General features: G+C 73.5%; 26 protein-coding genes and 1 pseudogene. 14 read left to right on the top strand and 13 right to left on the bottom strand.

What is annotated here, in order from left to right:
• On the bottom strand, positions 1-1,067 hold a 1,067-nt coding region (locus GPA02_RS17955; RefSeq protein WP_162457820.1), incomplete at its 3' end, for a serine/threonine-protein kinase.
• Between the two features lie 121 nt (positions 1,068-1,188).
• On the opposite strand from GPA02_RS17955, the gene GPA02_RS17950 reads away from it, so the two are divergent.
• On the top strand, positions 1,189-2,016 hold the full coding sequence (locus GPA02_RS17950; protein ID WP_156201817.1) for a hypothetical protein: 828 nt from the start codon (positions 1,189-1,191) through the stop codon (positions 2,014-2,016).
• Here GPA02_RS17950 and GPA02_RS17945 read toward each other — a convergent pair.
• Genes GPA02_RS17945 through GPA02_RS17925 form a run of 5 tightly spaced genes read right to left on the bottom strand, consistent with a single transcriptional unit; the run spans position 1,998 to position 6,435 of the window.
• Complete coding sequence (locus GPA02_RS17945; protein ID WP_156201816.1) at positions 1,998-2,570, bottom strand: GNAT family N-acetyltransferase; 573 nt, start codon at positions 2,568-2,570, stop codon at positions 1,998-2,000. The two genes, GPA02_RS17950 and GPA02_RS17945, sit on opposite strands and share 19 nt — an antisense overlap.
• Before the next feature lie 25 nt (positions 2,571-2,595).
• A complete protein-coding gene (locus GPA02_RS17940; RefSeq protein ID WP_156201815.1) occupies positions 2,596-3,276 on the bottom strand; it encodes a response regulator in 681 nt (226 codons plus the stop codon).
• A complete protein-coding gene (locus tag GPA02_RS17935; RefSeq protein ID WP_156201814.1) occupies positions 3,273-4,628 on the bottom strand; it encodes a sensor histidine kinase in 1,356 nt (451 codons plus the stop codon). The genes GPA02_RS17940 and GPA02_RS17935 overlap by 4 nt, the downstream gene beginning before the upstream one ends.
• Positions 4,629-4,642: 14 nt before the next feature.
• On the bottom strand, positions 4,643-5,491 hold the full coding sequence (locus GPA02_RS17930; protein WP_156201813.1) for an ABC transporter permease subunit: 849 nt from the start codon (positions 5,489-5,491) through the stop codon (positions 4,643-4,645).
• A complete protein-coding gene (locus GPA02_RS17925) occupies positions 5,488-6,435 on the bottom strand; it encodes an ABC transporter ATP-binding protein (RefSeq protein WP_156201812.1) in 948 nt (315 codons plus the stop codon). The genes GPA02_RS17930 and GPA02_RS17925 overlap by 4 nt, the downstream gene beginning before the upstream one ends.
• A gap of 366 nt (positions 6,436-6,801) precedes the next feature.
• Between GPA02_RS17925 and GPA02_RS17920 the strand changes: the two genes are divergently transcribed.
• The 3 genes from GPA02_RS17920 (at position 6,802) to GPA02_RS17910 (ending at position 9,739) form a co-directional block, all read left to right on the top strand.
• On the top strand, positions 6,802-7,680 hold the full coding sequence (locus GPA02_RS17920) for a Bax inhibitor-1/YccA family protein (RefSeq protein ID WP_156201811.1): 879 nt from the start codon (positions 6,802-6,804) through the stop codon (positions 7,678-7,680).
• A 110-nt stretch (positions 7,681-7,790) separates the two neighbouring features.
• On the top strand, positions 7,791-8,759 hold the full coding sequence (locus GPA02_RS17915) for an acetylxylan esterase (RefSeq protein ID WP_156201810.1): 969 nt from the start codon (positions 7,791-7,793) through the stop codon (positions 8,757-8,759).
• Positions 8,760-8,767: 8 nt separating this feature from the next.
• Positions 8,768-9,739: an acetylxylan esterase gene (locus GPA02_RS17910; RefSeq protein WP_156201809.1), complete on the top strand. Its 972-nt coding sequence runs from the start codon at positions 8,768-8,770 to the stop codon at positions 9,737-9,739.
• Positions 9,740-9,742: 3 nt separating this feature from the next.
• On the opposite strand, the gene GPA02_RS17905 is transcribed toward GPA02_RS17910, so the two are convergent.
• Entirely contained in the window at positions 9,743-10,741 is a 999-nt protein-coding gene (locus GPA02_RS17905) for a GNAT family N-acetyltransferase (protein WP_156201821.1), read from the bottom strand.
• A gap of 188 nt (positions 10,742-10,929) precedes the next feature.
• On the opposite strand from GPA02_RS17905, the gene GPA02_RS17900 reads away from it, so the two are divergent.
• Complete coding sequence (locus GPA02_RS17900) at positions 10,930-11,334, top strand: FKBP-type peptidyl-prolyl cis-trans isomerase (RefSeq protein WP_156201808.1); 405 nt, start codon at positions 10,930-10,932, stop codon at positions 11,332-11,334.
• Positions 11,335-11,386: 52 nt separating this feature from the next.
• Here GPA02_RS17900 and msrA read toward each other — a convergent pair whose 3' ends face one another.
• Positions 11,387-12,085: a peptide-methionine (S)-S-oxide reductase MsrA gene (gene msrA, locus GPA02_RS17895; protein ID WP_156201807.1), complete on the bottom strand. Its 699-nt coding sequence runs from the start codon at positions 12,083-12,085 to the stop codon at positions 11,387-11,389.
• Positions 12,086-12,195: 110 nt separating this feature from the next.
• On the opposite strand from msrA, the gene GPA02_RS17890 reads away from it, so the two are divergent.
• Positions 12,196-13,383, top strand: a complete 1,188-nt coding sequence (locus GPA02_RS17890; protein WP_156201806.1) for an AI-2E family transporter — start codon at positions 12,196-12,198, stop codon at positions 13,381-13,383.
• Complete coding sequence (gene ilvA, locus GPA02_RS17885; RefSeq protein ID WP_204986674.1) at positions 13,377-14,591, top strand: threonine ammonia-lyase; 1,215 nt, start codon at positions 13,377-13,379, stop codon at positions 14,589-14,591. Before GPA02_RS17890 ends, ilvA begins: the two co-directional genes overlap by 7 nt.
• Before the next feature lie 82 nt (positions 14,592-14,673).
• Here the strand turns inward: ilvA and greA are convergent, their stop codons facing one another.
• Positions 14,674-15,156, bottom strand: coding sequence for a transcription elongation factor GreA (gene greA, locus GPA02_RS17880; protein ID WP_156201805.1), 483 nt, complete (start codon positions 15,154-15,156; stop codon positions 14,674-14,676).
• 315 nt (positions 15,157-15,471) lie between these two features.
• Here greA and GPA02_RS17875 point away from each other — a divergent pair, with 315 nt between their 5' ends.
• Positions 15,472-17,298, top strand: a complete 1,827-nt coding sequence (locus tag GPA02_RS17875; protein ID WP_156201804.1) for a hypothetical protein — start codon at positions 15,472-15,474, stop codon at positions 17,296-17,298.
• Between the two features lie 12 nt (positions 17,299-17,310).
• Here GPA02_RS17875 and GPA02_RS17870 read toward each other — a convergent pair whose 3' ends face one another.
• A complete protein-coding gene (locus GPA02_RS17870; protein ID WP_156201803.1) occupies positions 17,311-17,730 on the bottom strand; it encodes a DUF4307 domain-containing protein in 420 nt (139 codons plus the stop codon).
• An 87-nt stretch (positions 17,731-17,817) separates the two neighbouring features.
• Between GPA02_RS17870 and mca the strand changes: the two genes are divergently transcribed.
• From mca to GPA02_RS17855, 3 genes are read left to right on the top strand one after another with little or no spacing between them, the layout of a single operon-like run.
• Positions 17,818-18,687: a mycothiol conjugate amidase Mca gene (gene mca / locus GPA02_RS17865; protein ID WP_240134132.1), complete on the top strand. Its 870-nt coding sequence runs from the start codon at positions 17,818-17,820 to the stop codon at positions 18,685-18,687.
• Positions 18,684-18,977: a hypothetical protein gene (locus tag GPA02_RS17860; RefSeq protein WP_156201801.1), complete on the top strand. Its 294-nt coding sequence runs from the start codon at positions 18,684-18,686 to the stop codon at positions 18,975-18,977. The genes mca and GPA02_RS17860 overlap by 4 nt, the downstream gene beginning before the upstream one ends.
• Positions 18,974-19,759, top strand: coding sequence for a nitrilase-related carbon-nitrogen hydrolase (locus GPA02_RS17855; RefSeq protein ID WP_156201800.1), 786 nt, complete (start codon positions 18,974-18,976; stop codon positions 19,757-19,759). Before GPA02_RS17860 ends, GPA02_RS17855 begins: the two co-directional genes overlap by 4 nt.
• Before the next feature lie 25 nt (positions 19,760-19,784).
• On the opposite strand, the gene GPA02_RS17850 is transcribed toward GPA02_RS17855, so the two are convergent.
• Together GPA02_RS17850 and trhA are read right to left on the bottom strand one after the other, a co-directional pair.
• On the bottom strand, positions 19,785-20,651 hold the full coding sequence (locus GPA02_RS17850) for a PPK2 family polyphosphate kinase (RefSeq protein WP_156201799.1): 867 nt from the start codon (positions 20,649-20,651) through the stop codon (positions 19,785-19,787).
• A gap of 16 nt (positions 20,652-20,667) precedes the next feature.
• Positions 20,668-21,474, bottom strand: coding sequence for a PAQR family membrane homeostasis protein TrhA (gene trhA, locus GPA02_RS17845; protein ID WP_156201798.1), 807 nt, complete (start codon positions 21,472-21,474; stop codon positions 20,668-20,670).
• Positions 21,475-21,599: 125 nt separating this feature from the next.
• Here trhA and GPA02_RS17840 point away from each other — a divergent pair, with 125 nt between their 5' ends.
• The 3 genes from GPA02_RS17840 (at position 21,600) to GPA02_RS17830 (ending at position 26,570) form a co-directional block, all read left to right on the top strand.
• Positions 21,600-22,361: an isoprenyl transferase gene (locus GPA02_RS17840; RefSeq protein WP_156201797.1), complete on the top strand. Its 762-nt coding sequence runs from the start codon at positions 21,600-21,602 to the stop codon at positions 22,359-22,361.
• 309 nt (positions 22,362-22,670) lie between these two features.
• Positions 22,671-24,029: a PhoH family protein gene (locus tag GPA02_RS17835; RefSeq protein ID WP_156201819.1), complete on the top strand. Its 1,359-nt coding sequence runs from the start codon at positions 22,671-22,673 to the stop codon at positions 24,027-24,029.
• Between the two features lie 267 nt (positions 24,030-24,296).
• Entirely contained in the window at positions 24,297-26,570 is a 2,274-nt protein-coding gene (locus GPA02_RS17830) for a family 78 glycoside hydrolase catalytic domain (RefSeq protein WP_156201796.1), read from the top strand.
• 10 nt (positions 26,571-26,580) lie between these two features.
• Here GPA02_RS17830 and GPA02_RS17825 read toward each other — a convergent pair.
• Positions 26,581-26,698, bottom strand: a pseudogene (locus GPA02_RS17825) (IS481 family transposase); the annotation flags it as partial.

The raw sequence follows: 26,698 nt of genomic DNA, 5'->3' as shown, positions 1-26,698 counted from the left end.
GCAGCCGCGCTCTCGCCGGCCGGCGCCGCCGCGGCGCCCTGACCGTCCTCGGGCGGCACCAGCGTCGCGTGGCCCGCGGGCAGCTGGATCGGTTCGGCCTGGTGCACCCGGACGGTGGGCGCCGGCGGACGGGCCGGCGCGGCGCCGCGCGGCACCACGAGCGGCGTCACCTCGAACCCGAGCTCGCGCTGGACCGCCTGCAGCGCCTGCCCCATCTCGGCGGCGCTCTCGTAGCGCGCGGAGCGGTCGTGGGCGAGGCCGCGCCGCAGCACCTCGTGCAGCGACGCGGGGACGTCGGGTCGCCGCATCGCCGCGACGAACCCGCTGCGGATCCGGCCGGTCAGGTGCGAGGCGGTGTTCGGTCCGCCGGGGACCTCGTGCGGCGAGTGGCCGGCCAGCAGCGAGTAGAGCGTCGCGGCGAGCGAGTACCGGTCGGAGCGGGCGTCGGAGACCGGGTCGTCCCACAGCGTCTCCGGAGCGGCCCACGGCAGGCTCATCCCGACCGAGGTGTCGCCGCTGCCGGTGGCGGTGCCCTGCAGCGACGGGTGCCGGGTGGACTCGGGGAAGTCCTCGGCGATCGTCGAGATGCCGAAGTCGGAGAGCACGGGGACGCCGTACTCGGTGAGCAGGATGTTCGCCGGCTTGACGTCGCGGTGCACGATCCCGGCCCGGTGCGCGGCCTCGAGCGCGCCGCTGAGCCTCACGCCGAGGCTGAGCACGTCCTTCACCGACATCGGGTAGTGCCGGTAGAAGGCGCCGAGGCTGCCGCCCGAGCAGTACTCCATGACCAGGTACGGCTGACCGTCGTCGTCGACGTCGGCCGCGTAGATCGCGGCGATGTTCGGGTGGTTGGACACCCGGGCCATGAGGTTGGCCTCGGCGGCGAACTGCTCGCGCGTGGCGTCGCTGAGGTCCTCGGTGCGCAGCACCTTGATCGCCACCTCGCGGCGGGGCATCTCCTGCTCGTAGAGGTAGACGTCGGAGAACCCGCCGTGCCCGATCGGGCGGACGTAGGTGTACCCGGGGATCTCGGGCGCGACGGCGGTGCCGGGGGGCACGTGGCTCACGGCACCTCCGATGTGTCCGGTCCGGGCGGCGACCGACCGGGTGACTCTCGCGAGCCACTGCTGAGAGGGGTCGGGCCGGCCACCTAGGCTGTGGGCGAGTCCTGGTGATTGTAGGGGAGCCATGAGACGTCGTCGGACGGGCCTGGTGCTGGTCGTCGCCGCGCTGGCGGCGCTGACCGGTTGCGCCTCGGCCGAGCCGCTGGCCGACCTCGGTCCGGTCCCGGGCGACGCCCCCGACCCGGCGCCGCACGTCGAGACGCTGGTCACCGCGCTCACCGAGGTGTACGCCCACGGCCTCGACGCCCCGGGGACGCCGACGACGATCGTCAGCGACGGCGCGACCACCGACGTCGCGGTCGCCGAGCTCGCCGAGGCGCTGCCGCTGGGCCCCGCGGCGCAGGGCTTCCTCGCGGCGACCTCCGCCGAGCTCGCCCGGTCGGCGGCCGCCGGTGGGGCCGAGGGCGTCGAGGAGGTCGTCGTCGAGCCCGGTGCGCCCGAGCTCGTGGGCGAGCACGACGGCGACCCGGTCGTGACCGTCGCTGTCACGGTGAGCGTGCTGCGCGAGGCCGGGCCCACGACCGAGGAGCGTGCCGACTACGCGCTGGTGCTCGACGGCGACACGCTCGCCGCCGTGCTCGCCTGGCGGCCCGGGGTCGACTCGGGCGTGGGGCTGCGGTCACCCACTGGCGCGGTCGCACGGCTGCTCGACCTGGTCCGCGCGGACGACGTCGAGGCGGCACGGTTCTTCTCCGGCGGCGTCAGCACCGACGCCGAGCTGCGGGTGCTGGCTGGCCTGCTGGACGACGTCGAGCGCCTGGTCGAGCTGCCGCAGGCGCGCATGGGATCGGCGACCGTCGTGTATGCGCTCGACGACCGCGCCCGCGTGCTCGGGCGGTTCGAGGTGCTGCTGGGTGCGGAGACGTCCGTCGTCTACGCGCCGACGTCCTGAGTCGTCGGCGGCTGCCAGGTGAGCAGGTCCAGCAGCATGGTCTGCGCGCCCTCGGGGGCGTCGCCGAGGTCGACCGTGCGGAACCCGGCTGCGGTGTAGAGCGCGACCGCCGGGTTGCCGATGGCGACGCTGAGGCTGATCGCGCGGATGCCGGCGTCCTGCGCGCGGGTGGCGATCGTGCGGAGCAGGCCGCGGCCGATGCCGCGCCCGCGGTGGGCGGGCACGACTCCCATGCTCAGCTCCGGGATGTCGTCGGCGACGTAGCCCAGGCCGGGGTGCTGCCGGCTGAACCGACGCAGCCACGCGGCACCGACCGGGATCTGCAGCCCGCCGGGGCCGCCCATGTCGACGGCGACGACGCCGAGGTCGCCCTCGCGCTGCCAGCCGGCGACGTAGTGCGACAGCGTGCGGTCGCGCAGCAGCTGCTTGCGGCTGAGCTGCTCCTCACCGCCGGCCCAGTTGACCGCCTCGAGCAGCATGTCGACGAGGAACTCGGCGTCCTCCGGCCCGGCGTCGCGGACACCGACCGGGCTCTGCCTGACCTCCTCGGTCATCGCTCGCACTCCGATCTCGCTGGTCTCAGGGACGCACGAGTCCCGACTCGTACGCGAAGATCACCGCTTGCACGCGGTCTCGTAGCCCCAGTTTCCCCAGCACCTTACCGACATGTGTCTTCACGGTGGCCTCCGAGACCGTGAGGTGCGCCGCAATCTCGGCGTTGGACAGCCCGGAGGCGATCGCGAGGAGGACCTCGCGCTCGCGGGGCGTGAGGTCCTCGACGGCGTGGCTCGCCTCGCGGGCCGGGCCTGCGCCGTCGCCGTCGCTGTCGGGGAGCTTCCCGGCGAACATCTCGAGCATCCGCCGCGTGACCCGCGGCGAGACCACGGCGTCGCCGCGGTGCACGGTGCGGATCGCCTCGACGAGCTCGGCCGGCCGGGTGTCCTTGAGCAGGAAGCCGCTCGCGCCGGCGCGCAGACCCGCGAACGCGTAGGAGTCGAGGTCGAAGGTCGTGAGGATGAGCACCCGGGTGTCGCTCAGCGCCTCGGTGATCCGGGCGGTCGCCTCGATGCCGTTGGTGCCCGGCATCCGCACGTCCATGAGCACGACGTCGGGGCGCAGCGCCGTGGCCATCGAGACCCCGGTCGCGCCGTCGGCGGCCTCGCCGACCACCTCGATGTCGTCCTCGGCCTCCAGCACCATGCGGAAGCCCATGCGCAGCAGCGACTGGTCGTCGACCAGCAGCACGGAGATCGTCGTCATCGTCCCTCCGGGGGCACGGGGATGGTGGCGTGCACGCGCCAGCCGTCGTCCACAGGGCCGGCGGTGACCGAGCCGCCGAACGCGCCGACGCGCTCCCGCAGCCCGAGCAGGCCGTGCCCGCTGCCGGGCTGCACGGCGCCGCTGCCGGCGTCGTTCGTCACGGTCACGGTCACGACGTCCTCCTCGGTCGCGATCGCGACCCGGACAGACGTGGCGCCGGAGGCGTACCGCAGCACGTTGGTGAGCGACTCCTGCACGACCCGGTAGACGGTCATGAGCAGCCGCGGGTGCTCGGGCAGCGGCGGCCCGGACTGCACGCGCTCGACCGGCAGTCCCGCGGCGCGGAACCGCGCGAGCAGCTCGTCGAGGTCGCCGCTCGTCGGCGCCAGCGGCGCCGCTCCCTCGAACGGCGGGTCCTCGGCCGTGCTCCCGGTGCCCGCCGCGGCGCCGGTGCTCTCGGTGCGCAGCACCCCGAGGATCGAGCGCATCTCGGTCAACGCGTCGCGCCCGGTGCTCGCCAGCTCCTCGAGCGCGCGGCGGCTGCGCTCGGGCTGCTTGTCGAGGCTCGCGGTGGCGCCGTCGGCGAGCGCGACCATGACCGACAGCGAGTGCGCGACGACGTCGTGCATCTCGCGGGCGATCCGCGCCCGCTCGGCCGCGGCCGCGAGCTGCTCGCGCTGGTCGCGCTCGAGCACGATGCGGTTGGCACGGTCGACGAGCGCCCGCTCGTGCTCGCGCCGCGCCCGCACGCTCATGCCGATCGCGTGCGCGACCATGACGACCAGGGCGAGGAAGGTGGCGGCGATGCCCAGCCCGAGCAGCGGCGGCAGCGGCTCGCTGACGCCCTCGACCCCGGGGTCGATCGAGCTGCTGTCGCCGGCGAGCATGACCGTGCCCGCGCCCAGCGCGATCGCGGCGAGGTTGCTCAGCCACGCCGTGCCGGGCGGACGCTGCGACGCGACCGCGTAGGCCGCGAAGCAGACGGCGAACTCGTGGCCGTAGGTGTTGCCCAGCAGCGCCGTGACCACGACGGCGGAGCCGACCGTGACGGCCAGCACCGCGAGCGGGTGCTGCCGGCGCAGCAGCAGGGCCGCGGTCGACACGGTGGACAGGGCGAGCAGGATCCACGGCGCCGCAGCAGGGTCGACGACGTCGAGGGGCCTCGTCGTGTGGCGCAGCTCGGCGACCGTGACGAGGCTCGGCAGCCCGAACCACGCGGCGACGACGGCGTCCATCGCCCGTGGGTGGGCGAGGAACCAGCGACGCACCGGGCCGCGGCGCCGCACCTGCGAGATGCGGAAGACGTCGTCGGCACGCGCGGATGGCCGCGGCGGGTGCTCCGCCGCGGCCATCGCACCCGGTGTGCTCAGGCGTCCCTCCGACGCAGGAGCACCGCACCGCCCAGCAGCGCGAGCGCCGCCCAGGCGAGCATCACGCCGTAGCCCTGCCACGGTGACAGCACCGCGTCGGGGTCGACTCCTTCCATCAGTCGCGCACCTGCGATCGACGGCAGGTACGGGCTGGTGTCCTGGAAGAAGTCGGGCGCGAGGTTCGGCCAGATCATCGGCAGCACGAAGAAGATCAGCACCGCGACGGCGATCCCGCCTGCCGTGTGCCGCAGCATCGTGCCGACGCCGAGGGAGAACAGCGCGACCGCGACCAGGTAGAGCGGCGCGCCCAGCAGCGAGAGCAGGGTGCCGTCGCGGCTGAGGTCGAGCGTGATGTCGTGCGAGGACAGCAGCGGGAGCGCGACCAGCGCGCCCAGCGCGACACCGAGCAGCCCCGTGACGAACGACGCGATCGTGACGACGACGCCCTTGGCCGCGAGCACCGGCAGCCGGCGCGGGACCGCCGCGAGCGTCGAACGGATCTGCCCCGTCGTGTACTCGCCGGTGACGACCATGACGCCGAGGACCGCGACGACGATCTGGGCCATGATGTAGCCGGCCCCGGCCGCCTGCGCCGCCCAGTCGAAGTCCGCCGGGAACGCCGCGGCGCCGCCGGTCTCCTCGGGGTTGTCGAGCAGGAACGAGAAGCTCCACGCGCTCAGCGCCGCGATGCCGATCATGACGAGCACGGTCACGCCGAGGATCCACGGCGTGGACCGGACGGCGGTGAACTTGATCCACTCGGCGCGCAGCTCGCCGAGGAACGTGACGTGCGCGTCCCGGGGCACCGAGGGTGCGCGGCCGGGCTCGGTGGTGACGGCGGTCATCGGCCTGCCTCCTGCATCTGACGGGTGTCGGGGTCGCCGACGGCCTCGGAGTGGTACTCGACCTCGCCGGCGGTCAGCGTCATGAACGCCTCCTCCAGCGAGGCACTCACGGGCGTGAGCTCGTGGAGCGGGATGCCGCGCTGAGCGGCGAGCTCGCCGATCGCGGGGGCGTCGATCCCGGTGACGTCGAGGCGGTCGGGCTCGCTCGAGGAGATCGTGACGCCGTCGCGTCGCAGCGTTTCGGCCAGCTCGCCCGCACGCGGGCTGCGTACCCGCACCGACCCGGTCGTGCTCGCGGTGATGATGTCCTGCACGGTGCCGGTCGTGATGATGCGGCCGCGCCCGATGACGACGAGGTCGTCGGCGGTGATCGCCATCTCGCTCATCAGGTGCGAGGACAGGAACACCGTGCGGCCCTCGCCGGCGAGGTAGCGCACCATCGTGCGCACCCACTTGACGCCCTCGGGATCGAGGCCGTTGACCGGCTCGTCGAGCACGAGCGTCTTGGGGTCGCCCAGCATCGCGGCGGCGATGCCGAGCCGCTGCCCCATGCCGAGCGAGAACCCGCCGACGCGCTTGTGGGCGACGTCGGTGAGGCCGGTCAGCTCGATGACCTCCTCGACGCGCTTGCGACCGATGCCGTGCGTCGCGGCGAGCGCGCGCAGGTGGTCGCGGGCGCTGGAGCCGGTGTGCACCGCCTTCGCCTCGAGCAGCGCCCCGACCTCCAGCAGGGGCGCCCGGTGGTCGGCGTACTGCTTGCCGTTGACGGTCACGCGGCCGGCGGTCGGGCGGTCCAGCCCGAGGATCATCCGCATCGTCGTCGACTTCCCGGCACCGTTCGGGCCCAGGAAGCCGGTCACGCGCCCGGGCCGGACCGTGAACGACACGGAGTCGACGGCCAGCTTCTCTCCGTACCTCTTGGTGAGGTCCACTGCCTCGATCATCGGCTTCCTCTCGGTCCTGTAGGTCGCAGACTCCTGCGGTCGTCTCCACGGTAGGTGCCCCGGTGCGGGGCGACCACTGGCCGCACGGCGGATCTTGGCCCCCTCGAGGCTCCGCCGAAGGTATGAGGACGTCATCCTCGCGGTGGTCCGGCCGCCCCGGCGACCCGGCTGGCCACCCCTGGCGGGCCCCCGCCCGCCCGGCCGGCGGGCCGCCGTCGAGGACGGTCGTGCGGGGCTCGGCGACGACGGGAACACCGACGGCTCGCCGTTCGTTCCTCTGGGTGCCGGGCAGGGGTGGGCGTGCCCGCCCTACGATGGGACCCGGTCGCCGTCCGGCGCCATGACCACAGAGGACGACACACCCAGATGGCCAATCCCTACTTCTCCAACAGCCCCAGCTTCGGCAAGAGCACGCCCCAGCCGGGCTCGCTCGCCACGGGCTACCAGCCGAACGTGCAGGGCTACGCGCAGCCGAGCCCGTACGGCACGCCGCCCACTGCGACCACCGACGCGCAGTTCCAGAGCGTCCAGGACGCCTACTACGGCCCGTCGGCCACCGCCGCCCAGACCGGCCGGCTGACCTACGACGACGTCATCATGAAGACGGCGACGGTGCTCGGCGTCATCGTGCTGGTGGCGGCCGCGAGCTGGTTCGGCTTCAGCACCGGCACGCTGCCGACCGGCCTGATGATGCCGGTGCTGTTCGGCGGTCTGATCGGCGGCCTCGTGCTCGGCCTGGTCAACTCCTTCAAGAAGGAGCCCTCGCCCGCGCTGATCCTCGGCTACGCCGCCTTCGAGGGCGCGTTCCTCGGCGTCATCTCGATGGTGTTCAACTTCGCCTACCCGGGCATCGTGCTCCAGGCGGTCCTGGCGACCTTCGTGACGTTCGGCGTCACGCTCGCGCTGTTCCGCAGCGGCAAGGTCCGGGTGACGCCGAAGTTCACCAAGATCCTCATGATCGGGCTGGTCAGCTACGCGGTGTTCTGCCTCGTCAACCTCGTGCTGTCGCTGACCGTGCTCGGCGGCTGGGGCCTGCGCGCTGGCGGGTTCGGCCTGGTCATCGGCGCGATCGCCGTGGTGCTCGCCGCGATGACGCTCGTCATGGACTTCGACCAGATCCAGCGGGGCGTCACCAACGGCGTGGCCCGCAAGTACGCGTGGTCCGCGGCGTTCGGCCTCGCGCTGTCGCTGGTGTGGCTCTACATCGAGTTCCTGCGGATCCTCGCGATCCTGCGCGGCGACTGACCCGCCGCACGACTCGCGGACGGCGGTCCGGCACCTGGGTGCCGGGCCGCCGTTCTCGTTCCGCGGGCAGCCGGTGCGCCGGGTGTGACGGCGCCGATACGGTACGGCGCATGCCGCTGTTCGACCTGCCGCTGGCCGACCTGCAGACCTACGCTCCCGACGTCGACGAGCCCGAGGACTTCGACGCGTTCTGGCAGCGCACGCTCGACGAGGCGCGCGCGCACGACCTCGCGCTGCGGGTGGAGCCCGCCGAGGCGCACCTGCGCCACGTCGAGGTCTACGACGTCACGTTCGCCGGCTTCGGCGGGCACCCGGTGAAGGCCTGGTACTCCCGCCCCGCGGGCGTCACCGAGGACCTCCCGGTCGTCGTCTCCTACATCGGGTATTCCGGTGGGCGGGGGATGCCGTGGGAGACGACGCTGCTGCCCAGCGCCGGCTACGCGACCCTGCGGATAGACTCCCGCGGCCAGGGCTGGTCGGTCAACCTGCCCGGCCACACGCCGGACCCGGTCGGCCATCCGCCCGCGGTGCCGGGCGTCATGACCCGCGGTCTCGACGACCCCGAGGGCTACTACTACCGGCGCCTGTTCACCGACGCCGCGCGCGCGGTCGAGGCCGCGCGGGAGCTGCCGGGCACGGCCGCCGACGCCGTCGTCGTCTCGGGCGCCAGCCAGGGTGGCGGCATCGCGATCGCGGCCGCCGGGCTGGTGCCCGACGTCGCCGGCCTCATGCCCGACGTGCCGTTCCTGCAGCACATGCGCCGCGCCGTCGAGATCGTGCCCACCTCGCCCTACAGCGAGATCACCGCCTACCTCGCGACGCATCGCGACGCCGCCGAGCAGACGTGGCGCACGCTGTCCTACTTCGACGGCGTCAGCTTCGCCTCGCGCGGCCGCGCGCCGTCGCTGTGGTCGGTGGCGCTCATGGACATGACCTGCCCGCCGTCGACGGTCTACGCCTCCTACAACCGCTACGGCGGGCCGCGCGACATCGAGGTCTACACCTACAACGGCCACGAGGGCGGCGGTCCGTTCCAGACCGGCCGCCAGCTCGCGTGGCTGCGCGAGCGCTTCGGCTGACTCCGACCGTGCCGCACTTCGACCTGCCGCTCGCCGAGCTCGAGCGGTACCACCCCGACGTCGAGGAGCCGGTCGACTTCGACGCGTTCTGGGAGCGCACCCTCGCGGAGGTTCGTCGTCACGACCTCGCCCTGCGACTTCGGCCGGTCGACGCCGCGCTCGCGCGCCTGGAGGTCCACGACGTCACGTTCGCCGGGTTCGGCGGTCACCCGATCAAGGCGTGGTACGTGCGGCCGGCGCGCGTGCAGGCGCGGCTCCCGGTCGTCGTCAGCTTCGCGGGCTACTCGGCGGGTCGGGGCAAGCCGTGGGACCACACGCTGTTCCCCGCCGCCGGCTACGGGGTGCTCCGGGTGGACGCGCGGGGCCAGGGGTGGACCGCGCCGGAACCCGGTGACACGGGCGATCCCGTCGGGCACGGGCCCGCGCAGCCCGGGTTCCTCACGCGCGGCCTCGAGGACCCCGACGGCTACTACTACCGGCGCCTCTACACCGATGCCGCCCGTGCCGTCGACGCGGCGCGTGCGCTGCCCGGCGCCGACCCCGAGAAGGTCGTGGTGGCAGGGACGAGCCAGGGCGGCGGGACGGCGATCGCGGCCGCGGCGCTGGTCCCCGACGTGGCCGGGATGATGGCCGACGTGCCGTTCATGCAGCACGTGCGGCACAGCGTGGAGCTCGTCGACACACTGCCCTACGGCGAGCTGGCCGCCCACCTCGCGACGCACCGCGACGCCGTCGAGCGGACCTGGCGCACGATCTCCTACGTCGACGGCGTCACCATGGCGGCGCGCGGGAGAGCGCCGTCGTCGTGGTCGGTCGCGCTCATGGACACCTGCTGCCCGCCGTCCAGCGTCTACGCCTCCTACAACCGCTACGCCGGGCCCAAGCAGATGCACGTGTACGGCTACAACCAGCACGGCGACAACGGCGGCACGCACCAGCGCGGCCGGCAGCTGGAGTGGCTGAGCCGCCTGCTCGGCTGAGCGTCAGACCCTCAGCGTCTTCTGCCAGCTCTCGGTGACGTAGCGGGTGCGCCAGCCCAGCGAGCCGTACAGGCCGTCGGCGCCGGTGGGGGAGTCCGCGTCGACCTCCAGCCCGACACGGCTGCGGCCGCGCTCGGCGGCCTCGTTGACGACAGTGGCGAGCAGCGCCTTCGCGACGCCGCGGCCGCGCGCGCGCCGGTCGACGCCGATGTAGTCGATGTAGGAGGCCAGCCCGCCCTCGCCGTCGGGGTGCACTGTCGACACCAGCGCCCCGGCCACGAGGTCCTCGCCCTCGTGCTCGACGACGGCGAGGTACCAGTGGTCCCACCGGTGCCCGGGGTCCTCGCGCAGCCGCTGCACGAACTCGCCGAAGCTCTCCCGGTAGGAGTTGAAGTGGTCGGCGAACGAGCGCTCGAGCACCCGGTGCACGGCCTGCAGGTCCTCCGCGACCGGCATCGTGGTGCCGTCGCCGAGGTCGTGGGTGCGCACGTGCCGCACGGTCACGCCCTCGCGGACCGGCAGCCGCTCGTCGGGCGTGACCGGCCGGACCATGTTGAGCCAGCGGCGGGCGCGGTGGTGGCCGTGCGCGGCGAGCCAGCCCTGCAGCTCCTCGTCGCCGGCGTCGGCGAGGATCTCGAGCAGCGTCTCGTCGAGGTCGCGGCCGCGCGCGATCGTCGCCGCCGTGCGGTCCAGCCAGTCGAGCAGCGCGAGGGCGAGCGCGTCGTCGTCGTCGGTGCGGTCGACGTGCAGCTCGAGGTCGGTGCGCCCGGCCGCGCGGTCGTGGGCGCTCGCCCAGGCGCGGATCTCGCCGTCGGCGTCCTCGACGACGACCTGGCGCCGGGTCCACGAGCCGATCCCGACAGCCTTGGCGCGCACCGACTCGGTGTCGACGCCGCCCGGTCCACGCGTCAGCGCGCGGATCCTCCCGACGAGCACCGCGAGGCGGTCCACGTCGTCGGCACGCACCGGGCGCGCCGTCAGCCCTGCGGGGACCTGGGGCATGTCGCTCACCCTCCGATCCTCCCAGACCACTCTCGACCCGGTCCCGCCCCGAACACGGTTTCAACCCACGTCTGCCCCCCCGCGAGCCTGACGGTGGGCAGAAGTGGGCGAATCCGTCTGCGGGGGCAGACGTGGGTTGAGAACCGGTGGTCGGGGCGGGGTGGTGGGCGGCGCGTAGGGTGGCACCCATGTCTGCGACGCTCCCCACCGCCAGCGGCTCCTTCGGCGACAAGCCCGAGCTGACCTTCCCCGAGAACGCGGCGCCGGCCGACCTGCAGGTGCAGGTGCTCGAGCAGGGCTCGGGCGCGGTCGTCGAGGCCGGCCAGACGATCGAGGTCGACTACCTCGGTCAGGTCTGGGGCGGTCGCGTGTTCGACAACTCCTACGACCGCGGCAGCTCGATCGGGTTCCCGATCGGCGTCGGCCGTGTGATCTCCGGCTGGGACTCCGGCCTCGTCGGCCAGCAGGTCGGCTCGCGGGTGCTGCTCAGCATCCCGCCGCACGAGGGCTACGGCCCGATGGGCAACCCCCGCGCGGGCATCGGCGGCGACGACACCCTCGTGTTCGTCGTCGACATCATCGGCACCCGCTGACCCACGCCTCTGGGCGCTCGGCCGGGCCACGCCCGGCCGAGCGCGAGCCGTGTCACTCGCGGCCGAGCACCGACTCCTGGCTGGGCAGCTGGTCCTGCCGCACGATGCCGACCGGGCACGTCATGCCGTTGGGGCCGTGGTTGCAGTAGCCGCCGGGGTTCTTGTGCAGGTACTGCTGGTGGTAGGCCTCGGCGGGGTAGAACGTGCCCGCGTCGGCCGCCGACCGCAGCTCGGTCGTGATGTCGCCGTACCCGTGCTCGCGCACGACGGCGTTGAACGCCTCACGGCTCGCCCGCACGACCGCCTCGTCGGCCGGGTCGGTCCAGTAGATCGCGCTGCGGTACTGGGTGCCGATGTCGTTGCCCTGCCGGTTCGGCGTCGTCGGGTCGTGGTTCTCCCAGAACGCCTTGAGCAGGTGCTCGACGTCGGTGACCGTGGGGTCGTAGACCACCTGCACGGCCTCGGCGTGCCCGGTGCGCCCCGTGCACACCTCCTCGTACGTCGGGTGGGGCGAGTAGCCGCCCATGTACCCGACGGCGGTGCTGATGACGCCCGGCTGGCGCCAGAAGATGCGCTCGGCACCCCAGAAGCAGCCCATCGCGACATAGAGGATCTTGCTGCCCTCGGGGAACGGACCCAGCAACGGCGTCCCGAGCACCTCGTGCGTCGTCGGCACGGGGAAGGTGGGCTCGGGGTGGCCGGGGAGCGCCTGCTCGCGCGTCACCATCGTGGTCGGTCGACCGAAGATCATCGTCTGCCTCTCTGGTCGTCGCCGGGTCGCGACGCCACAGGCCACAACGTCGCGGCCACCGCCGGTGTTCCCGCGCCGCGGCACGTGCCGCCGCCCGTACGCTGGGCCTCATGGGACTGCTGGGGAAGGGCCGCACGCGCGACGTCGTGACGACGGCGGCGCCGCCGCCGGCCCGTCCCGAGCCGCCCGTGGTCACCACCCAGCCCGCGTCGTCGGTGCCGGAGCCGGTGCGCGTCGCCTCCGAGTGGTCCTGGCGCGCGATCGTGATCGCGATCGCGGTCGGCGCGCTCGTCATCGGTCTCGTGCAGCTCAAGACCGTGGTCGTGCCGGTGCTGGTCGCGGCGCTGCTGGCGGCGCTGCTCTCGCCGGTCGCCGGGTGGCTGCACGTGCGGGCGGGGTTCCCGAAGGTGCTCGCGGTCGTGACGACGATGGTCGTCACGCTGGGGGTCCTCGTCGGTCTCGTCACGCTGGCCGGCAACTCGATCGTCAGCGGCATCTCCGAGCTGCGTGACCGTGCGATCGCGGGCTTCGAGGACGCGCTCGCGTGGCTGAGCAGCGGACCGCTGCGGCTCGACGAGGTCACCCTCACCGACTGGCTCGACCAGCTCCAGGAGCAGGCCGGGTCCAACGCCGAGCAGATCCTCAGCGGCGCGCTGTCCCTGACCTCCTCGGCCGGGCACGTGCTCGCCGGTGCGCTGATCACGCTGTTCTGCCTGTTCTTCTTCCTGCTCGAGGGGCGCACGATCTGGACCTGGCTCGTGGGCCTCTTCCCGCGCACCGCGCGCGCCCGGGTCGACGGCGCCGGGCTGCGCTCGTGGATCAGCCTCGGCTCCTACGCGCGCACCCAGATCCTCGTCGCCTTCGTCGACGGCATCGGCATCGGCCTGGGCGCGTGGCTGCTCGGCGTGCCGCTGGCCATCCCGCTGGGGATCCTCGTGTTCGTCGGCGCGTTCATCCCGATCATCGGTGCCCTGATCAGCGGCGCGGTCGCCGTCGCGGTGGCGCTGGTCGACGGCGGGCTGGTGCGCGCCGTCGTCATGCTGCTGATCGTGCTCGCGGTGCAGCAGGTCGAGGGCCACCTGCTGCAGCCGCTGCTGATGAGCCGCGCGCTCAAGCTGCACCCGGTCGCGGTGCTGCTCGCGGTCGCGACGGGCACGCTCGCAGGCGGCATCGTCGGCGCGCTGCTCGCGGTGCCGGTCATCGCCGTCGCCAACACCGCGATCAAGTACCTCAACGGCAAGGACCCGGTGCCCGAACCCGTGCGGCTCGAGTTCGAGGAGCTCACCGCCCGGTGGTGACGCACCCGACGCTCGAGGAGATCGAGGCCGCGGCCGCGGCGCTCGACGGCGTCGCGACGCGCACCCCGGTCGAGGAGTCCGGTGCGCTCAGCCGGTTCGCCGGCACCCGCGTCGTGCTCAAGTGCGAGAACCTGCAGCGCGGCGGCTCGTTCAAGATCCGCGGCGCGTACCTGCGGATGTCGCGCCTGGGCCCGGAGGAGCAGCGGCGCGGTGTCGTCGCGGCCAGTGCGGGCAACCACGCGCAGGGGGTGGCGCTCGCGGCGCGCACGCTCGGCATCGACGCCGTCGTCTACATGCCCGAGGGCGCCGCGCTACCCAAGGTGGCCGCGACCAAGGGCTACGGCGCGACCGTGCGCACGCACGGCCGGACCGTCGACGAGGCGCTCGTCGAGGCCCGGGCCGAGGCCGAGCGCACCGGCCGCACCGTCATCCACCCGTTCGACCACATCGACATCGTCACCGGCCAGGCGACGCTCGGCCTGGAGATCGCCGAGCAGGTGCCCGACGTCGGCACCGTGATCGTGCCGACCGGCGGCGGTGGCCTGCTCGCGGGTGTGGCGGCGGCGCTGCACGCGCGGCTCGGGCCGCACGTCCGGGTGGTCGGCGTGCAGGCCGCGGGCGCCGCGGCGTACCCGGAGTCGATCGCGCAGGGCCGCCCCGTGGTGCTGGCCGAGATGCAGACGATGGCCGACGGCATCGCGATCGGCTGCCCGGGCGAGGTGCCGCTGCAGATCGTCACGCGCGAGGTCGAGCGGTTCGAGACCGTCTCCGAGGAGGAGATCTCCCGCGCGATGCTGCTGCTGACCGAGCGCGCCAAGCTCGTCGTCGAGCCCTCCGCGGCCGCGGGCGTCGCGGCGCTGCTCAAGCACCCGGGGGAGTGGCAGGGCCCGGTCGTGGCCGTGCTGACCGGCGGCAACATCGACCCGCTGGTGCTGATGCGGGTGCTGCGGCACGGCCTGGTGGCCGCGGGTCGCTACCTGCAGGTCAAGGTGCGGGTCAAGGACACCCCGGGCCACCTGGCGAAGCTGTTGGCGGCGGTGGCCGACCTCGGGGCGAACGTGCTCACCGTCGGCCACGTCCGCACCGACGCGACGCTCGCCGTCGACGAGGTCGACATCGCCGTCGAGATCGAGACCCGCGGCGCCGACCACTGCCGCACGGTCGTGGAGTCGTTGCGCAGCGCCGGCTACCCGGTGCTGCCGGGCTGAGACGCGCCCCGCGCCGCCGGGAGCCGCGGACGCAGGACGCCCCGGGGAGGTGTCTCCCCGGGGCGTCCGTGCTCGTGCGGGCTCAGCCCTGGAAGGGGGTCGCCTTCTGGATCTTGACCTTGACGGTCGCGCCGGTCGGCGTCGTGTACTCGACGGTGTCCCCGGCCTTGGTGCCGAGGATGGCGTTGCCGAGCGGCGACGACGCGGAGTAGACGTCGAGGTCGGTGTCGCCGGCGACCTCGCGCGACCCGAGCAGGAACGTCATCTTCTCGCCCCCGACGGTCGCGGTGACGACCATGCCGGGCTCGACGATGCCGTCGTCGGCCGGGGCCTCGCCGACCTGCGCGGTGCGCAGCAGGTCGTCGAGCTGACGGATCCGGGCCTCCTGCTTGGCCTGCTCCTCGCGGGCCGCGTGGTAGCCGCCGTTCTCCTTGAGGTCGCCCTCCTCGCGAGCGGCCTCGATGCGCTCGGCGATCTCGGTCCGCCCAGGGCCGATCAGGTGCTCGTACTCCGCCTTCAGGCGGTCATAGCTCTCCTGAGTGAGCCATGTCGTCGTCTCGGACACGCGGGTACTCCTTGTCGTTCGTGGGCCACGGCCGCACCGTGCGGTGTATGGCAAACCCGCCTCGGCGACCTGTGCTCCTGCCGGCTCCTCGTCCGTCGCGGCGCTGCGCCGTGCGGCGTGGGGTCCTGCAGGGGTCGTTCCCAGGCGGGTGTGAAGCGACCATTCTAGCAACCACGGTCGCCAGCCGTGGCACCCGCCTCCTCACGGCGTGGGGGCGTGGCGGTAGTCTGCCCGGGACGGCCGGTCACGCCGGCACCAGCAGCGATCGAGAACCGTGCGGGTCGTACGCACCCGGGGAGAGGGCGCGCGAGGGCGATGACGTCGACACCACCGTCCCCCGAGCAGGGCGGGGAGCAGGGCGGTGCGTCCGGGCAGGGCTGGCCGCAGCAGCACGGGGAGCAGCCCGCCGCTCCCGTGGGGCAGGGCGAGCAGCCGCCCGCGCAGGGCTGGCCCGGCGGCCAGCCGCCCGCGCAGGGATGGCACGAGCCGCAGGCGCCGACCCAGGGATGGCACAGTGCGCAGCCGCAGCCGCAGCCGCAGCCGCAGCCGCAGCCGCAGCCGCAGCCGCAGCAGGGCTGGCAGGGCGCCCCCGACCAGGCCTGGCAGCAGCCCGCGGCTCCGGCGCCGCAGCAGGGCTGGCACGAGCAGGCGACCTGGCAGGCCGCGGCGCCGCCCTCCCAGCCGCCCGTCTCCGAGTTCGGCTACGTCTACGGCCCGATGCCGAGCTACCCGGCCCCGCAGTTCCCGCCGCCGCAGCGGCAGCCCGAGCGCGGCATCCCCGCGTGGGTCTGGGGCATCGCGGCCTCGCTCGTGGTGATCGTCGCCGCGGTGTGGGCGCTGCCGTCCTTCATCGACCGCGACCCGCGACCCGACCCCACGGTGGGTCCGACCGCCGAGCCCACCGACGGCTACGGCCAGCCGAACACGGCGACGTCGGGCACGTTCACCGGCGAGCACATGCTCCCGGCCGTCAACGCCGCCCTCGCCGCCAAGGACCGTGAGGCGTTCTTCCGGTTCGTCGAGGGCGACGCCGTCGCGCCGCTGAGCCTGTGGTGGGACAACATGGACGTCCTGCAGTGGACCGCGGGCGCGATGTCCCTCGGCCCCGGCCAGCTCGACGCCTACGAGAACGACGAGATCACGCTGCGGGTGACGCTCGGCGCCGTGACGGCCGGCTCGCCGTCGATCCCCGACGGCAGCGACCATCCCGACGCGGGCACCTCCTACGCCCCCAGCAACCTCTACCGCGCCACCATCCGGGTCACCGACGACGGCGCCAGCGGAGTCATCACCGGCTGGGAGCTGCAGGGCACCGCGGCGCCGTGGGACCTGGCGCCCCTGTACGCCGTCGTCTCGGGCAGCTCGGTGATGGCGGGCTACGAGGACGAGAAGGCGCTCGTCGACCGGCTCGCCGGACTCGGCGACGAGGGCGCCGCGTGGGTGATCGACACCTACGAGCGCGAGACCGGGACGGCGAACGCGCAGCGCTTCGCGACGTTCGTCACCGAGGACCCGGACCGGTTCAACGACTGGTTCATCGAGGACACCTCGGGCTGGGTCGCCGACCGCGCGGGCACGATGTTCCCGCAGCGCCGGCCGTTCCCGGCCCCGGGGATCCCGGAGGACATCGCGGTCGGCGGCGCACGCACGAACGCCGGTGGCATCCTCACGATCGGACCGGGCGGGCTGCTCTACGGCGACGAGAACACTCTCGACACGATCGTCCACGAGTTCGTGCACGCCATGCACACGACCAACGTGCCGGAGGAGTCCTGGCCGGGTTCGCCGGTCATGGAGGGCTGGGCCACCTACCTGGAGTCGATGTTCCGCAGCGACGGCGAGTTCGGGCGGGAGGGGTCCTACGTCGGGCGGATGATGCGCGACTGCGTCGCCTCCGAGGACTTCCCCGAGCGGTTCCCGGTCCAGCAGGACTTCGTCGACGTCGACACGGTGCACTGCGCCTACGCGCTCAGCGGGTCGATGTACGCCTACGCCGCCTCGCTCGGCGTCGACGTCTACGAGGCCGCCGACGTCGCGCTGGAGTCGGGGGACACCCTGCCGGAGGCGGTGGTCGCGATCGGCGGCCCGATCATCGACGAGAGCGGCTGGGTCGACTGGCTCCGGACGACCTTCGGGTCCTGAGCGGCCAACCCCTCAGAGCAGCCGGCAGGCCCGCACGGCGACCGCGCTCGCGCGCTCGCTGGTGGCCATCGACAGCCGCTGGCGCGTCACGAGCGTGTCGGACGGCGGCACGGTGACGTCGACGATCCCGACCTGCCCGTAGCCGGCGCCGATGGCCTCGACCGTGCAGACGGCTGTCGTGCCCACGGGCCGGGTGACCTCCAGGACGTAGTCGACGCGGGTGGCGTCGACCACCTCGTAGGTGCCGACCTCGCCCTCGGCCGCGGGCTGCAGCATGCCCCACGCGACCCAGCCCAGCCCGGCCACCACGACGGCCGCCGTCACCAGGGCCGCGACCAGCACGCCCCGACGCGAGCGCGGCTGCTCGCCGTACCGCTGCGCGGGCCGGCCGGCGGCGCGGGGCGCCTGCTGCTCGGCGGGGGTGGGTGCCATGACGTGTCATCCTTGTGACAGACGAAGAGGGACGCGGTCCCGGGTCGACCGGGATCAGTCTCGCACCTACCGAACGACGGAGGTCCCGTGGCCGAGCCCACGCTGCGGTTGATGGCTGTGCACGCCCACCCCGACGACGAGTCGAGCAAGGGGGCGGCGACCACCGCGCGCTACGCGCACGAGGGTGCCGAGGTGATGGTCGTGACCTGCACGGGTGGTGAGCGCGGCGACGTGCTCAACCCCAAGCTGGCGGACGACCCCGAGGTCGCGCGCGACCTCCCCGGGCTGCGTCGTCGCGAGATGGCCGCCGCCGCGGAGGCGCTCGGCGTGCAGCACCGCTGGCTCGGCTTCGTCGACTCCGGGCTGCCGGAGGGCGACCCGCTGCCGCCGCTGCCGCCCGGGTGCTTCGCGCTGGAGCCGCTGGAGGTGGCCACCGAGGCGCTGGTGCGCGTCGTGCGGGAGTTCCGCCCCCACGTCATGACGACGTACAACGAGACCGGCGGCTACCCGCACCCCGACCACATCATGTGCCACAAGATCTCGGTGGCTGCGTTCGAGGCCGCGGGCGACCCCGACCGTTTCCCCGACGCGGGACCGCCGTGGCAGGTGCTCAAGCTCTACTACGACCACGGCTTCTCGCGGTCGCGCATCCGCACCGTGCACGAGGCGATCCTCGCCCAGCAGATGGAGTCGCCGTTCGCGGAGTGGCTGGAGCGCTGGTCGGAGGACGAGCCCGAGCGCCAGGTCACCACGCGGATCGAGTGCGCGGACTACTTCGAGCACCGTGACCGCGCCCTGCTCGCGCACGCCACACAGATCGACCCCGACGGCCACTTCTTCGCGATCCCGCGCGATCTCGAGAAGTCGGTGTGGACGGTCGAGGAGTTCGAGCTCGCGCAGTCGCGCGTCGAGACCTCGATCCCCGAGGACGACCTGTTCGCCGGGATCAGGTCATGAACCTCGCCGGCCAGACGCCGGAGCCGTCGACCGTCACCCCGGGCATCGAGGGCTTCCTGACGTTCGCCGCGCTCGCCGTCATCGTCATCGTGCTGGTGCTGATCATGAGCCGGCACCTGCGTCGCATCGACGCCCGTGCGGCACGCGAGGAGGCCGAGCGCGCCGCGGAGGCGGGCAGCCCCACCGAGCCGGGCGGCACGCCGCCCACCGGGTCCTCGGGGCCCGCGGGCGCGGACCCGGTCGACGGCGCCGGCACGGCGCCGGGCGAGAGCGAGCGCGAGCAGCGATGACCGGGCTGCGGGTCGCCGTCGGACAGCTCGCCGCCACCGAGGACGCGGTCGCGAACGCCGCGGCGGCCGCCGCGCTCCTCGCGCGCGCCGCCGACGAGGGAGCCCGCCTCGTCGTGCTGCCGGAGTACACGATCGCCTGGGCGCCCCGGCTGCACGCGGGGCTGGCGGCCGAGCACCGGCGCTTCGCCGACACGCTGGCCGAGGCCGCCGCGCGCCACGGCGTGCTGGCCGTCGCCGGCACGCTCGAGCCCGTCGGCGACCGGATGCGCAACGTCGCGCTCGCGGTCGGCCCCGACGGCACGACGATCGGCCGCTACACCAAGGTCCACCTCTTCGACGCGTTCGGGGTGCAGGAGTCGGAGGTGCTGGACGCCGGCGACCCGGGCGACCCGGTCGTGCTCGATGTCGACGGCTGGCGGGTCGGCCTGGCCACCTGCTACGACCTGCGGTTCCCCGAGTCCTTCCGGGTGCTCGTCGACGCCGGGGCCGACGTCCTGGCGGTCGGCGCCGCCTGGGCGGCCGGTCCGGGCAAGCCCGAGCAGCTGCGGGTGCTCGCGCAGGCGCGGGCGCTGGAGAACACCAGCTACCTGCTGCTCGCGAGCCAGTGCGGGCGCGGCCGGGTGGGCGGCAGCGCCGTCGTCGGGCCGCTGGCGTCGGAGCTCGCGACCGCCGACGGCGAGCCGCAGCTGCTTGTCGCCGACCTGGATCGCGAGCACCTCGAGGAGGTGCGGCGCACGGTGCCGTCGCTCGCGCACCGGCGCTACGCGGTCGTGCCGCGCTGAGGGCGCGCCCAGGGCGTGCGCGGCGTCAGTCGCGCGCGGTCGCCGCGAGGCGCGCGAGCTCGACCTCGGGGTCGAAGTCCGCAGCCGGCCAGCCGAGGTCGAGATCGCGCAGCGCACGCCGCAGCAGCTCGGTGATCGCCAGCCGCGCGTACCACTTGCGGTCCGCGGGGATCGCGTACCAGGGGGCCTCGTCGATCGAGGTGCGCGCGAACATCTCCGCGTAGGCGGCCTGGTAGGCGTCCCACTGCTCGCGCACGTCGATGTCGCCCGGGTTGTACTTCCACCACTTGTCGGGCCGCTCGAGGCGCTCCTTCAGGCGCTCGCCCTGCTCGGCGTGCGAGACCATCAGGGCCACCTTGATGAGCGTGGTGCCGCCCTCGACGATCTCCCGGTCGAAGGCGACGAGCTCGTCGTAGCGGGTCTCGTTGAGGTCGGCGGGCTCCAGCCCGTCGACCTTGACCACGAGGACCTGCTCGTAGTGGGAGCGGTCGAACACGCCGATCCGCCCGGGCGGCGGCAGCTGCCGGCGCACCCGCCACAGGTGGTGGTGCCGCTTCTCCTCCTCCGTGGGTACCCCGAAGTTGGCGAGCGCGACGCCCTGCGGGTCGACCATGCCGATGACGTGCCGCACCACGCCGCCCTTGCCGGAGGTGTCCAGGCCCTGCAGGAGGAGCAGCACCGAGCGGGTGCCGCCGGTCTTGGCGTCCGCGAACAGCCGCTCCTGCAGGTCGGAGAGCTCCTCGCCGTGCGCAGCCATGAGGGAGGCGGCCTCCGCCTTGCCCGCCGACCAGCCGGGCGTCGCGCCCCGGTCCATCGCCGCGAGGTCGAAGTCCGGCCCGACCCGCAGCAGCTCGGCGACGTCGTCGTCCCACGTGTGCTGCTTCTTCGCCATGCAGCACACCCTAGGGTCAGCGCTGCGCGAGCGCGGCGATGCCGACGGCGATCGCGTGGCAGGTGTAGCCGATGACGGTGCCGACGTGGAACAGCTCGTGGAAGCCGAACCACTGCGGGCTGGGGTCGGGTCGCTTGAGCCCGTACACGAGCGCGCCGAGCGTGTAGCCGAGCCCGCCGGCGACGACGAGCCAGACGACGGCCGGTCCGCCGGAGGTCGCGAACGCGGGCAGGAACCAGACCGCGACCCAGCCGAGCGCGACGTAGATCGGCACGTACAGCCACCGCGGCGCGCCGAGCCAGAGCACCCGCATGAGGATGCCCGCGAGCGCCCCGCACCAGATCACGGTGAGCAGCAGCCGGCTGGTTCCTGCGGGGAGCAGCAGCACGGACAGCGGCGTGTAGGTGCCGGCGATGACCAGGAAGATGTTGGAGTGGTCGAGGCGGCGCAGCACCGCGCCGACCCTCGGGCTCCAGGTGCCACGGTGGTAGACGGCGCTCGTGCCGAACAGCAGCGCCGTCGCGGCCGCGAACACCGCGACCGAGGCTCGCGGCGCACCGGCCGGGGCGAGGACCACGAGGACGATGCCGTACCCCAGGGCCAGCGGCGCCATGACGGCGTGGAGCCAGCCGCGCAGCCGCGGCTTGACGGCGGCGACGACCGTCTCGACGGCGTCGCCGAGGTCGTCGCGGGCCTCCTCGAGGCGGTCGACGACGCCGTCGACCAGCGAGTCGCGCCCCTCCTCCACGTCGGGGGAGGGCGTGCTCGGCGTGTCTGCCTCGTCGCGCGTGGTGCCGTCATCGGCGGGTCGGGGCTCGGTCATGGTGTTCCGTCTGTCTGCAAGTGAACCTACGCCAGCGTAACCTACGTGCCCGTAGGGTGGCACGTCGGCCCCTGCGCGATAGTTTGGTCCGCGGTCGTCGTGCGAGGTGGAAGGGGCACGCTCTGGTGAAGAGTCCGGCGCGCTTCCTGTACGGCCTCTACGAGCGCCGCATCGCTGCCGGTCTCGGCAGCCACCTCCCCGCTCACGTCGGCGTCATGCTCGACGGCAACCGTCGGTGGGCGCGCTCCGTCGGCCTGGAGACCTCCGAGGGCCACCGCGCCGGTGCGGACCGCATCGCCGACCTGCTCGGGTGGTGCGAGGAGGTCGGCATCGACCTCGTCACCCTCTGGCTGCTCTCGACCGACAACCTCAAGCGCGAGCCGACCCAGGTCGCGCAGCTGCTCGAGATCATCGCCTCGGCGATCGAGTCGCTCGCCCACGCGCGCCGCTGGCGGCTGCGCATCGTCGGCGAGCTCGACCTGCTGCCCGCCGAGATCGTCGACCGGCTGCGCGCCGCGGAGCGGGCGACGGCCGACGTCGAGGGCGTGCACGTCAACTGCGCGGTCGGCTACGGCGGGCGCGACGAGATCGCGGGTGCGGTGCGCTCGCTGCTCAAGGAGCAGGCGAAGGCCGGCGTCTCGTTGGAGGACCTGGCCGACGCGATCACGGTCGAGCACATCGCCGAGCACCTGTACACGCGCGGCCAGCCCGACCCGGACCTGGTGATCCGCACGTCCGGCGAGCAGCGGATCGGCGGGTTCCTGCTCTGGCAGAGCGTCCACAGCGAGTTCTACTTCTGCGAGGCCTACTGGCCCGCGTTCCGCAAGGTCGACTTCCTGCGCGCGCTGCGCTCCTACGCCGCGCGCGAGCGGCGTCTCGGGCGCTGACGGGGCCGACCGGCACACGGCGCGCGGAGCGCCCGGCGGGATCGGGCGCCGTCGTCCGTGGCCCGTGTGTGTCGGGCGTGTGAACTCTCGCCGACGCGGCGTGCCGTTCCCCGGGCGGGCGTGGCGCGCGACGTAGCGTGTCGACCACGGAAGGCAGACCGCCGGCCGTCGGGAGGCAGCGTGGAGCAGAGCTCGAGCGCACGACAGGGCATCGGACCCTGGCCGCCCGCCACACCTGCGGCGCTCGCCGACCGCGGCGTGCGCCGGCCTGGATAGGAGCAGCCCTTGAGCAACGCCCGCCGCGCCACGGTGTCCCACCCCACGACGTCGCAGACGTCCGAGCACGACGGCGCGGAGGGCGAGCGCCGTACGTTCGTGCTCGACACGTCCGTGCTGCTGTCCGACCCCAAGGCGCTCATGCGGTTCGCCGAGCACGACGTCGTGCTGCCGGTCGTCGTCGTCACCGAGCTGGAGGACAAGCGGCACCACCCCGAGCTCGGCTACTTCGCCCGCAGCGCGCTGCGCGCGCTGGACGACCTGCGCCAGCAGCACGGCTACCTCGACCGCCCGGTGCCGGTCGGCGCCGCGGGCGGCACCGTCCGGGTGGAGCTCAACCACTCCGACCCCAGCGTGCTGCCGTCGGGGCTGCGGCTGGGCAACAACGACACGCGCATCCTCTCGGTCGCGGCGAACCTGGCCGCCGAGGGGCACAGCGTCACGGTCGTGAGCAAGGACCTGCCGATGCGGGTGAAGGCGTCCGCGGTCGGCCTCGCGGCCGAGGAGTACCGGGCCCAGCTCGCGGTCGACTCCGGCTGGGGCGGCATGGCCGAGGCGGACGTCACCGAGGAGGAGATGGCGCGGTTGTGGAGCGAGGAGCGGCTGCCCGTGGTCGACCTCGTCGAGACCGGGCCGCTGCTCGACCTGCCGTGCCACACCGGGCTGGTGCTGCACTCGCCGCGCGGCTCCGCCCTCGGCAGGATCACGGCGGACAAGCAGGTCCAGCTCGTGCGCGGCGACCGCGACGTGTTCGGGGTGCACGGTCGCAGCGCCGAGCAGCGCATCGCGATCGACCTGCTGCTGGACGACGAGATCGGGATCGTGTCGCTGGGAGGGCGGGCCGGGACGGGGAAGTCCGCGCTGGCCCTCTGCGCCGGTCTCGAGGCCGTCCTGGAGCGCAACGAGCACCGCAAGATCATGGTGTTCCGCCCGCTCTACGCCGTCGGCGGCCAGGAGCTCGGCTACCTGCCCGGCAGCGAGGCCGAGAAGATGAACCCCTGGGCGCAGGCGGTCTTCGACACGCTGGGGGCGGTCGTCTCACGCGAGGTCGTCGAGGAGGTCCTCGACCGCGACATGCTCGAGGTGCTGCCGCTGACCCACATCCGGGGCCGGTCGCTCCACGACGCGTTCGTCATCGTCGACGAGGCGCAGTCGCTCGAGCGCAACGTGCTGCTGACCGTGCTCTCGCGGATCGGGCAGGACTCGCGGGTCGTGCTCACGCACGACGTCGCGCAGCGCGACAACCTGCGCGTCGGCCGGCACGACGGCGTCGCGGCGGTCATCGAGGCCCTCAAGGGGCACCCGCTGTTCGCCCACGTGACGCTCACCCGGCCCGAGCGCTCGCCGGTCGCCGCGCTCGTCACCGAGCTGCTGGAGGGTGCCGACCTGTAGCGCGGGAGCCCCGCCGGCGCGGGTTGGTGCGGACAGTCGTCGAGGGCGGGTCCGCGTGCCGCGGGGGCGGTGCGCGGGCCCGCTCCCGCGTTCGGGGAGGCCGTCCCCGCCGGTGGGCGACGGCGCGACCCGCCCGGTCGGCGAGGTGTCCGCTCGGATCGGGCGCCCCGCGCGTGGCTCTGGTCGTGAGCGAATGTCGCGGCTACACTAGGGATTGAAACATTTCAATCGCCCGTCCCGGGCACCCAGGTTCGAAGGAGAGCCCACGTGGTCAGCACCGCCGCTGACGCGCTCGCGCTGCTGCGCGACGCGACGTTCATCACCGCCGACGCCGACCGTGGCGCCGGGTTGCTGCTCGGCACGGAGGTGACGCTGGAGCAGCCGCGCAGCTCGGTCGTCGGCGCGACCGTCGTCGCCACCGCGCACGGAATCTACGAGCTCGCCCTCGACGGCGCGCCGGTGAGCGAGGACCTGTTCGCCCCGGGGTGGACCTCCTACGAGTGGCGGCTGCAGTACCAGACCTACGACGTCACCGACGCGGTGCGCGGCGGCTCCGGCGACGCGCTCGCGCTCACCGCGCACGTGGGCAACGGCTGGTACCGCGGCGACTTCGGCTTCGCGGGCGCCGACGCGAACTACGGCGACGAGATCGGCCTGCTCGCCGCGCTGCACGTCGCGTACGCGGACGGCAGCAGCCAGGTCGTGCCGACCTCGCCGGCGTGGACCGCGACGACGAGCGACGTCGTCGAGCACTCGATCTACCACGGCCAGCGCATCGACGCGCGGCTGCGAGGCGTGCGCGGCCCCGAGCTGACCGTGCGCGAGGGCACGTTCGACCACAGCAGTCTCGTCGCGCAGGTCGCCGAGCCGGTGCGCCGGCACGAGGTGCTCGCGCCGCAGCGGATCTGGACCTCGCCGTCCGGGAAGACGCTCGTCGACTTCGGGCAGAACCTCGTCGGGTGGGTGCGGGTGCGGGCCAGCGGGCCCGCCGGCACCGAGATCACGCTGCGGCACGCCGAGGTGCTCGAGAACGACGAGCTCGGCACCCGCCCGCTCCGCTCGGCGCGCGCGACCGACACGTTCGTCCTCTCGGGCGAGGGCACCGACGTCTTCGAGCCGACGTTCACCTTCCACGGCTTCCGCTACGCCGAGGTGAGCGGCTGGCCGGGCGAGCTGCGGCCTGCGGACCTCGAGGCCGTCGTCGTGCACTCGGCGATCCGGCCGACCTCGACGTTCGAGTGCTCCGAGCCCCTGGTCAACCAGCTCGTGCACAACTCGGTGTGGGGTCAGAAGGGCAACTTCCTCGCCGTGCCGACCGACTGCCCGCAGCGCGACGAGCGGCTCGGATGGACCGGCGACATCGCGGCCTACGCCGCGACCGCCGCGTTCCAGTTCGACGTCGCCGACTTCCTGCACAACTGGCTGCTCGACCTCGCCGAGGAGGCCGGCCACCACGAGCACGGCTGGGTGCCGATGATCGTGCCCGACGTGCTCAAGCCGACGCTGACCGCGCACCGCCGACCCACCGACTGGGAGATCAAGGCGACCGCGATCTGGGGCGACGCCGCGGCCTGGGTGCCCGAGGCGCTCTGGCACGCCTACGGCGACCGCGACCGGCTCGCCGCGCACTACCCGGGCATGGTCGGCCACGTCGAGTCGGTGATCCCGCTGCTCTCGCCGTCCGGGCTGTGGGACACCGGGTTCCAGTTCGCCGACTGGCTCGACCCGGACGCGCCGCCGGACGACCCGGCCGCGGCCAAGGCGGACAAGGGTGTGGTCGCGACGGCGTCGTTCTACCGCAGCGTCGCGTTCACCGCCGAGACCGCACGGCTGCTCGGCCACGACGAGGACGCGGCCCGCTTCGAGGAGCTGGCGCAGCGCCTCCGGTCGGCGTTCCGCGAGCACTACGTCGCCGACCGGCGCATCACGTCCGACTGCGCGACCGTCTACTCGCTCGCGATCTGCTTCGGCCTGCTCGAGGGCGAGGAGCTGGCCTGGGCCGCCGACCGCCTCGCCGAGCTCGTCCGGGAGCGCGACTACCGCGTCACCACCGGGTTCGCCGGCACGCCGTTCGTGACCTGGGCGCTGTCGGAGCACGGCCACGCCGACGTCGCCTACCGGCTGCTGCTGGAGCGCGAGTGCCCGTCGTGGCTGTACCCGATCACGATGGGCGCGACGACGATCTGGGAGCGGTGGGACTCGATGCTGCCCGACGGCCGCATCAACCCCGGCGAGATGACGTCGTTCAACCACTACGCGCTCGGTGCCGTCGCCGACTGGATCTACCAGGTCGTCGCGGGCATCCGCCCGGCCGAGCCCGGCTACCGCCGCGTCCGGGTGCAGCCGGTACCGGGGGAGGGCATCGACTGGGTGCGCGCGACCTACGAGTCCCGCGTCGGCCCGATCGCCGTCGAGTGGCGGACGGCGGAGGGCGCCTTCACGCTCGACGTGACGATTCCCGACGGCGTCCCGGCCGACGTCGTCCTGCCCGACGGCACCACCCACGAGGTGACCGGAGGCACGCACACCTTCACCGCCTAGGTGTACTCGGTCAGCACGTTGGTGACAGTCGGCTGATCGGTGGCTTGCCTCCGCAGGCGGTGTGGGCTCGAGCGTAGTTGTAGTGCTTGAGCCATGGGGCCAGCGCGTCGGCTCGGGCGGTGTTCGAG

It is taken from the genome of Actinotalea caeni, assembly GCF_009733795.1.
In the GTDB taxonomy this organism is placed as follows: Bacteria; Actinomycetota; Actinomycetes; order Actinomycetales; family Beutenbergiaceae; genus Pseudactinotalea; species Pseudactinotalea caeni.
The sequence above is the reverse complement of the archived record's forward strand: the minus strand, read 5'-3'. Positions and strand labels throughout refer to the sequence as shown.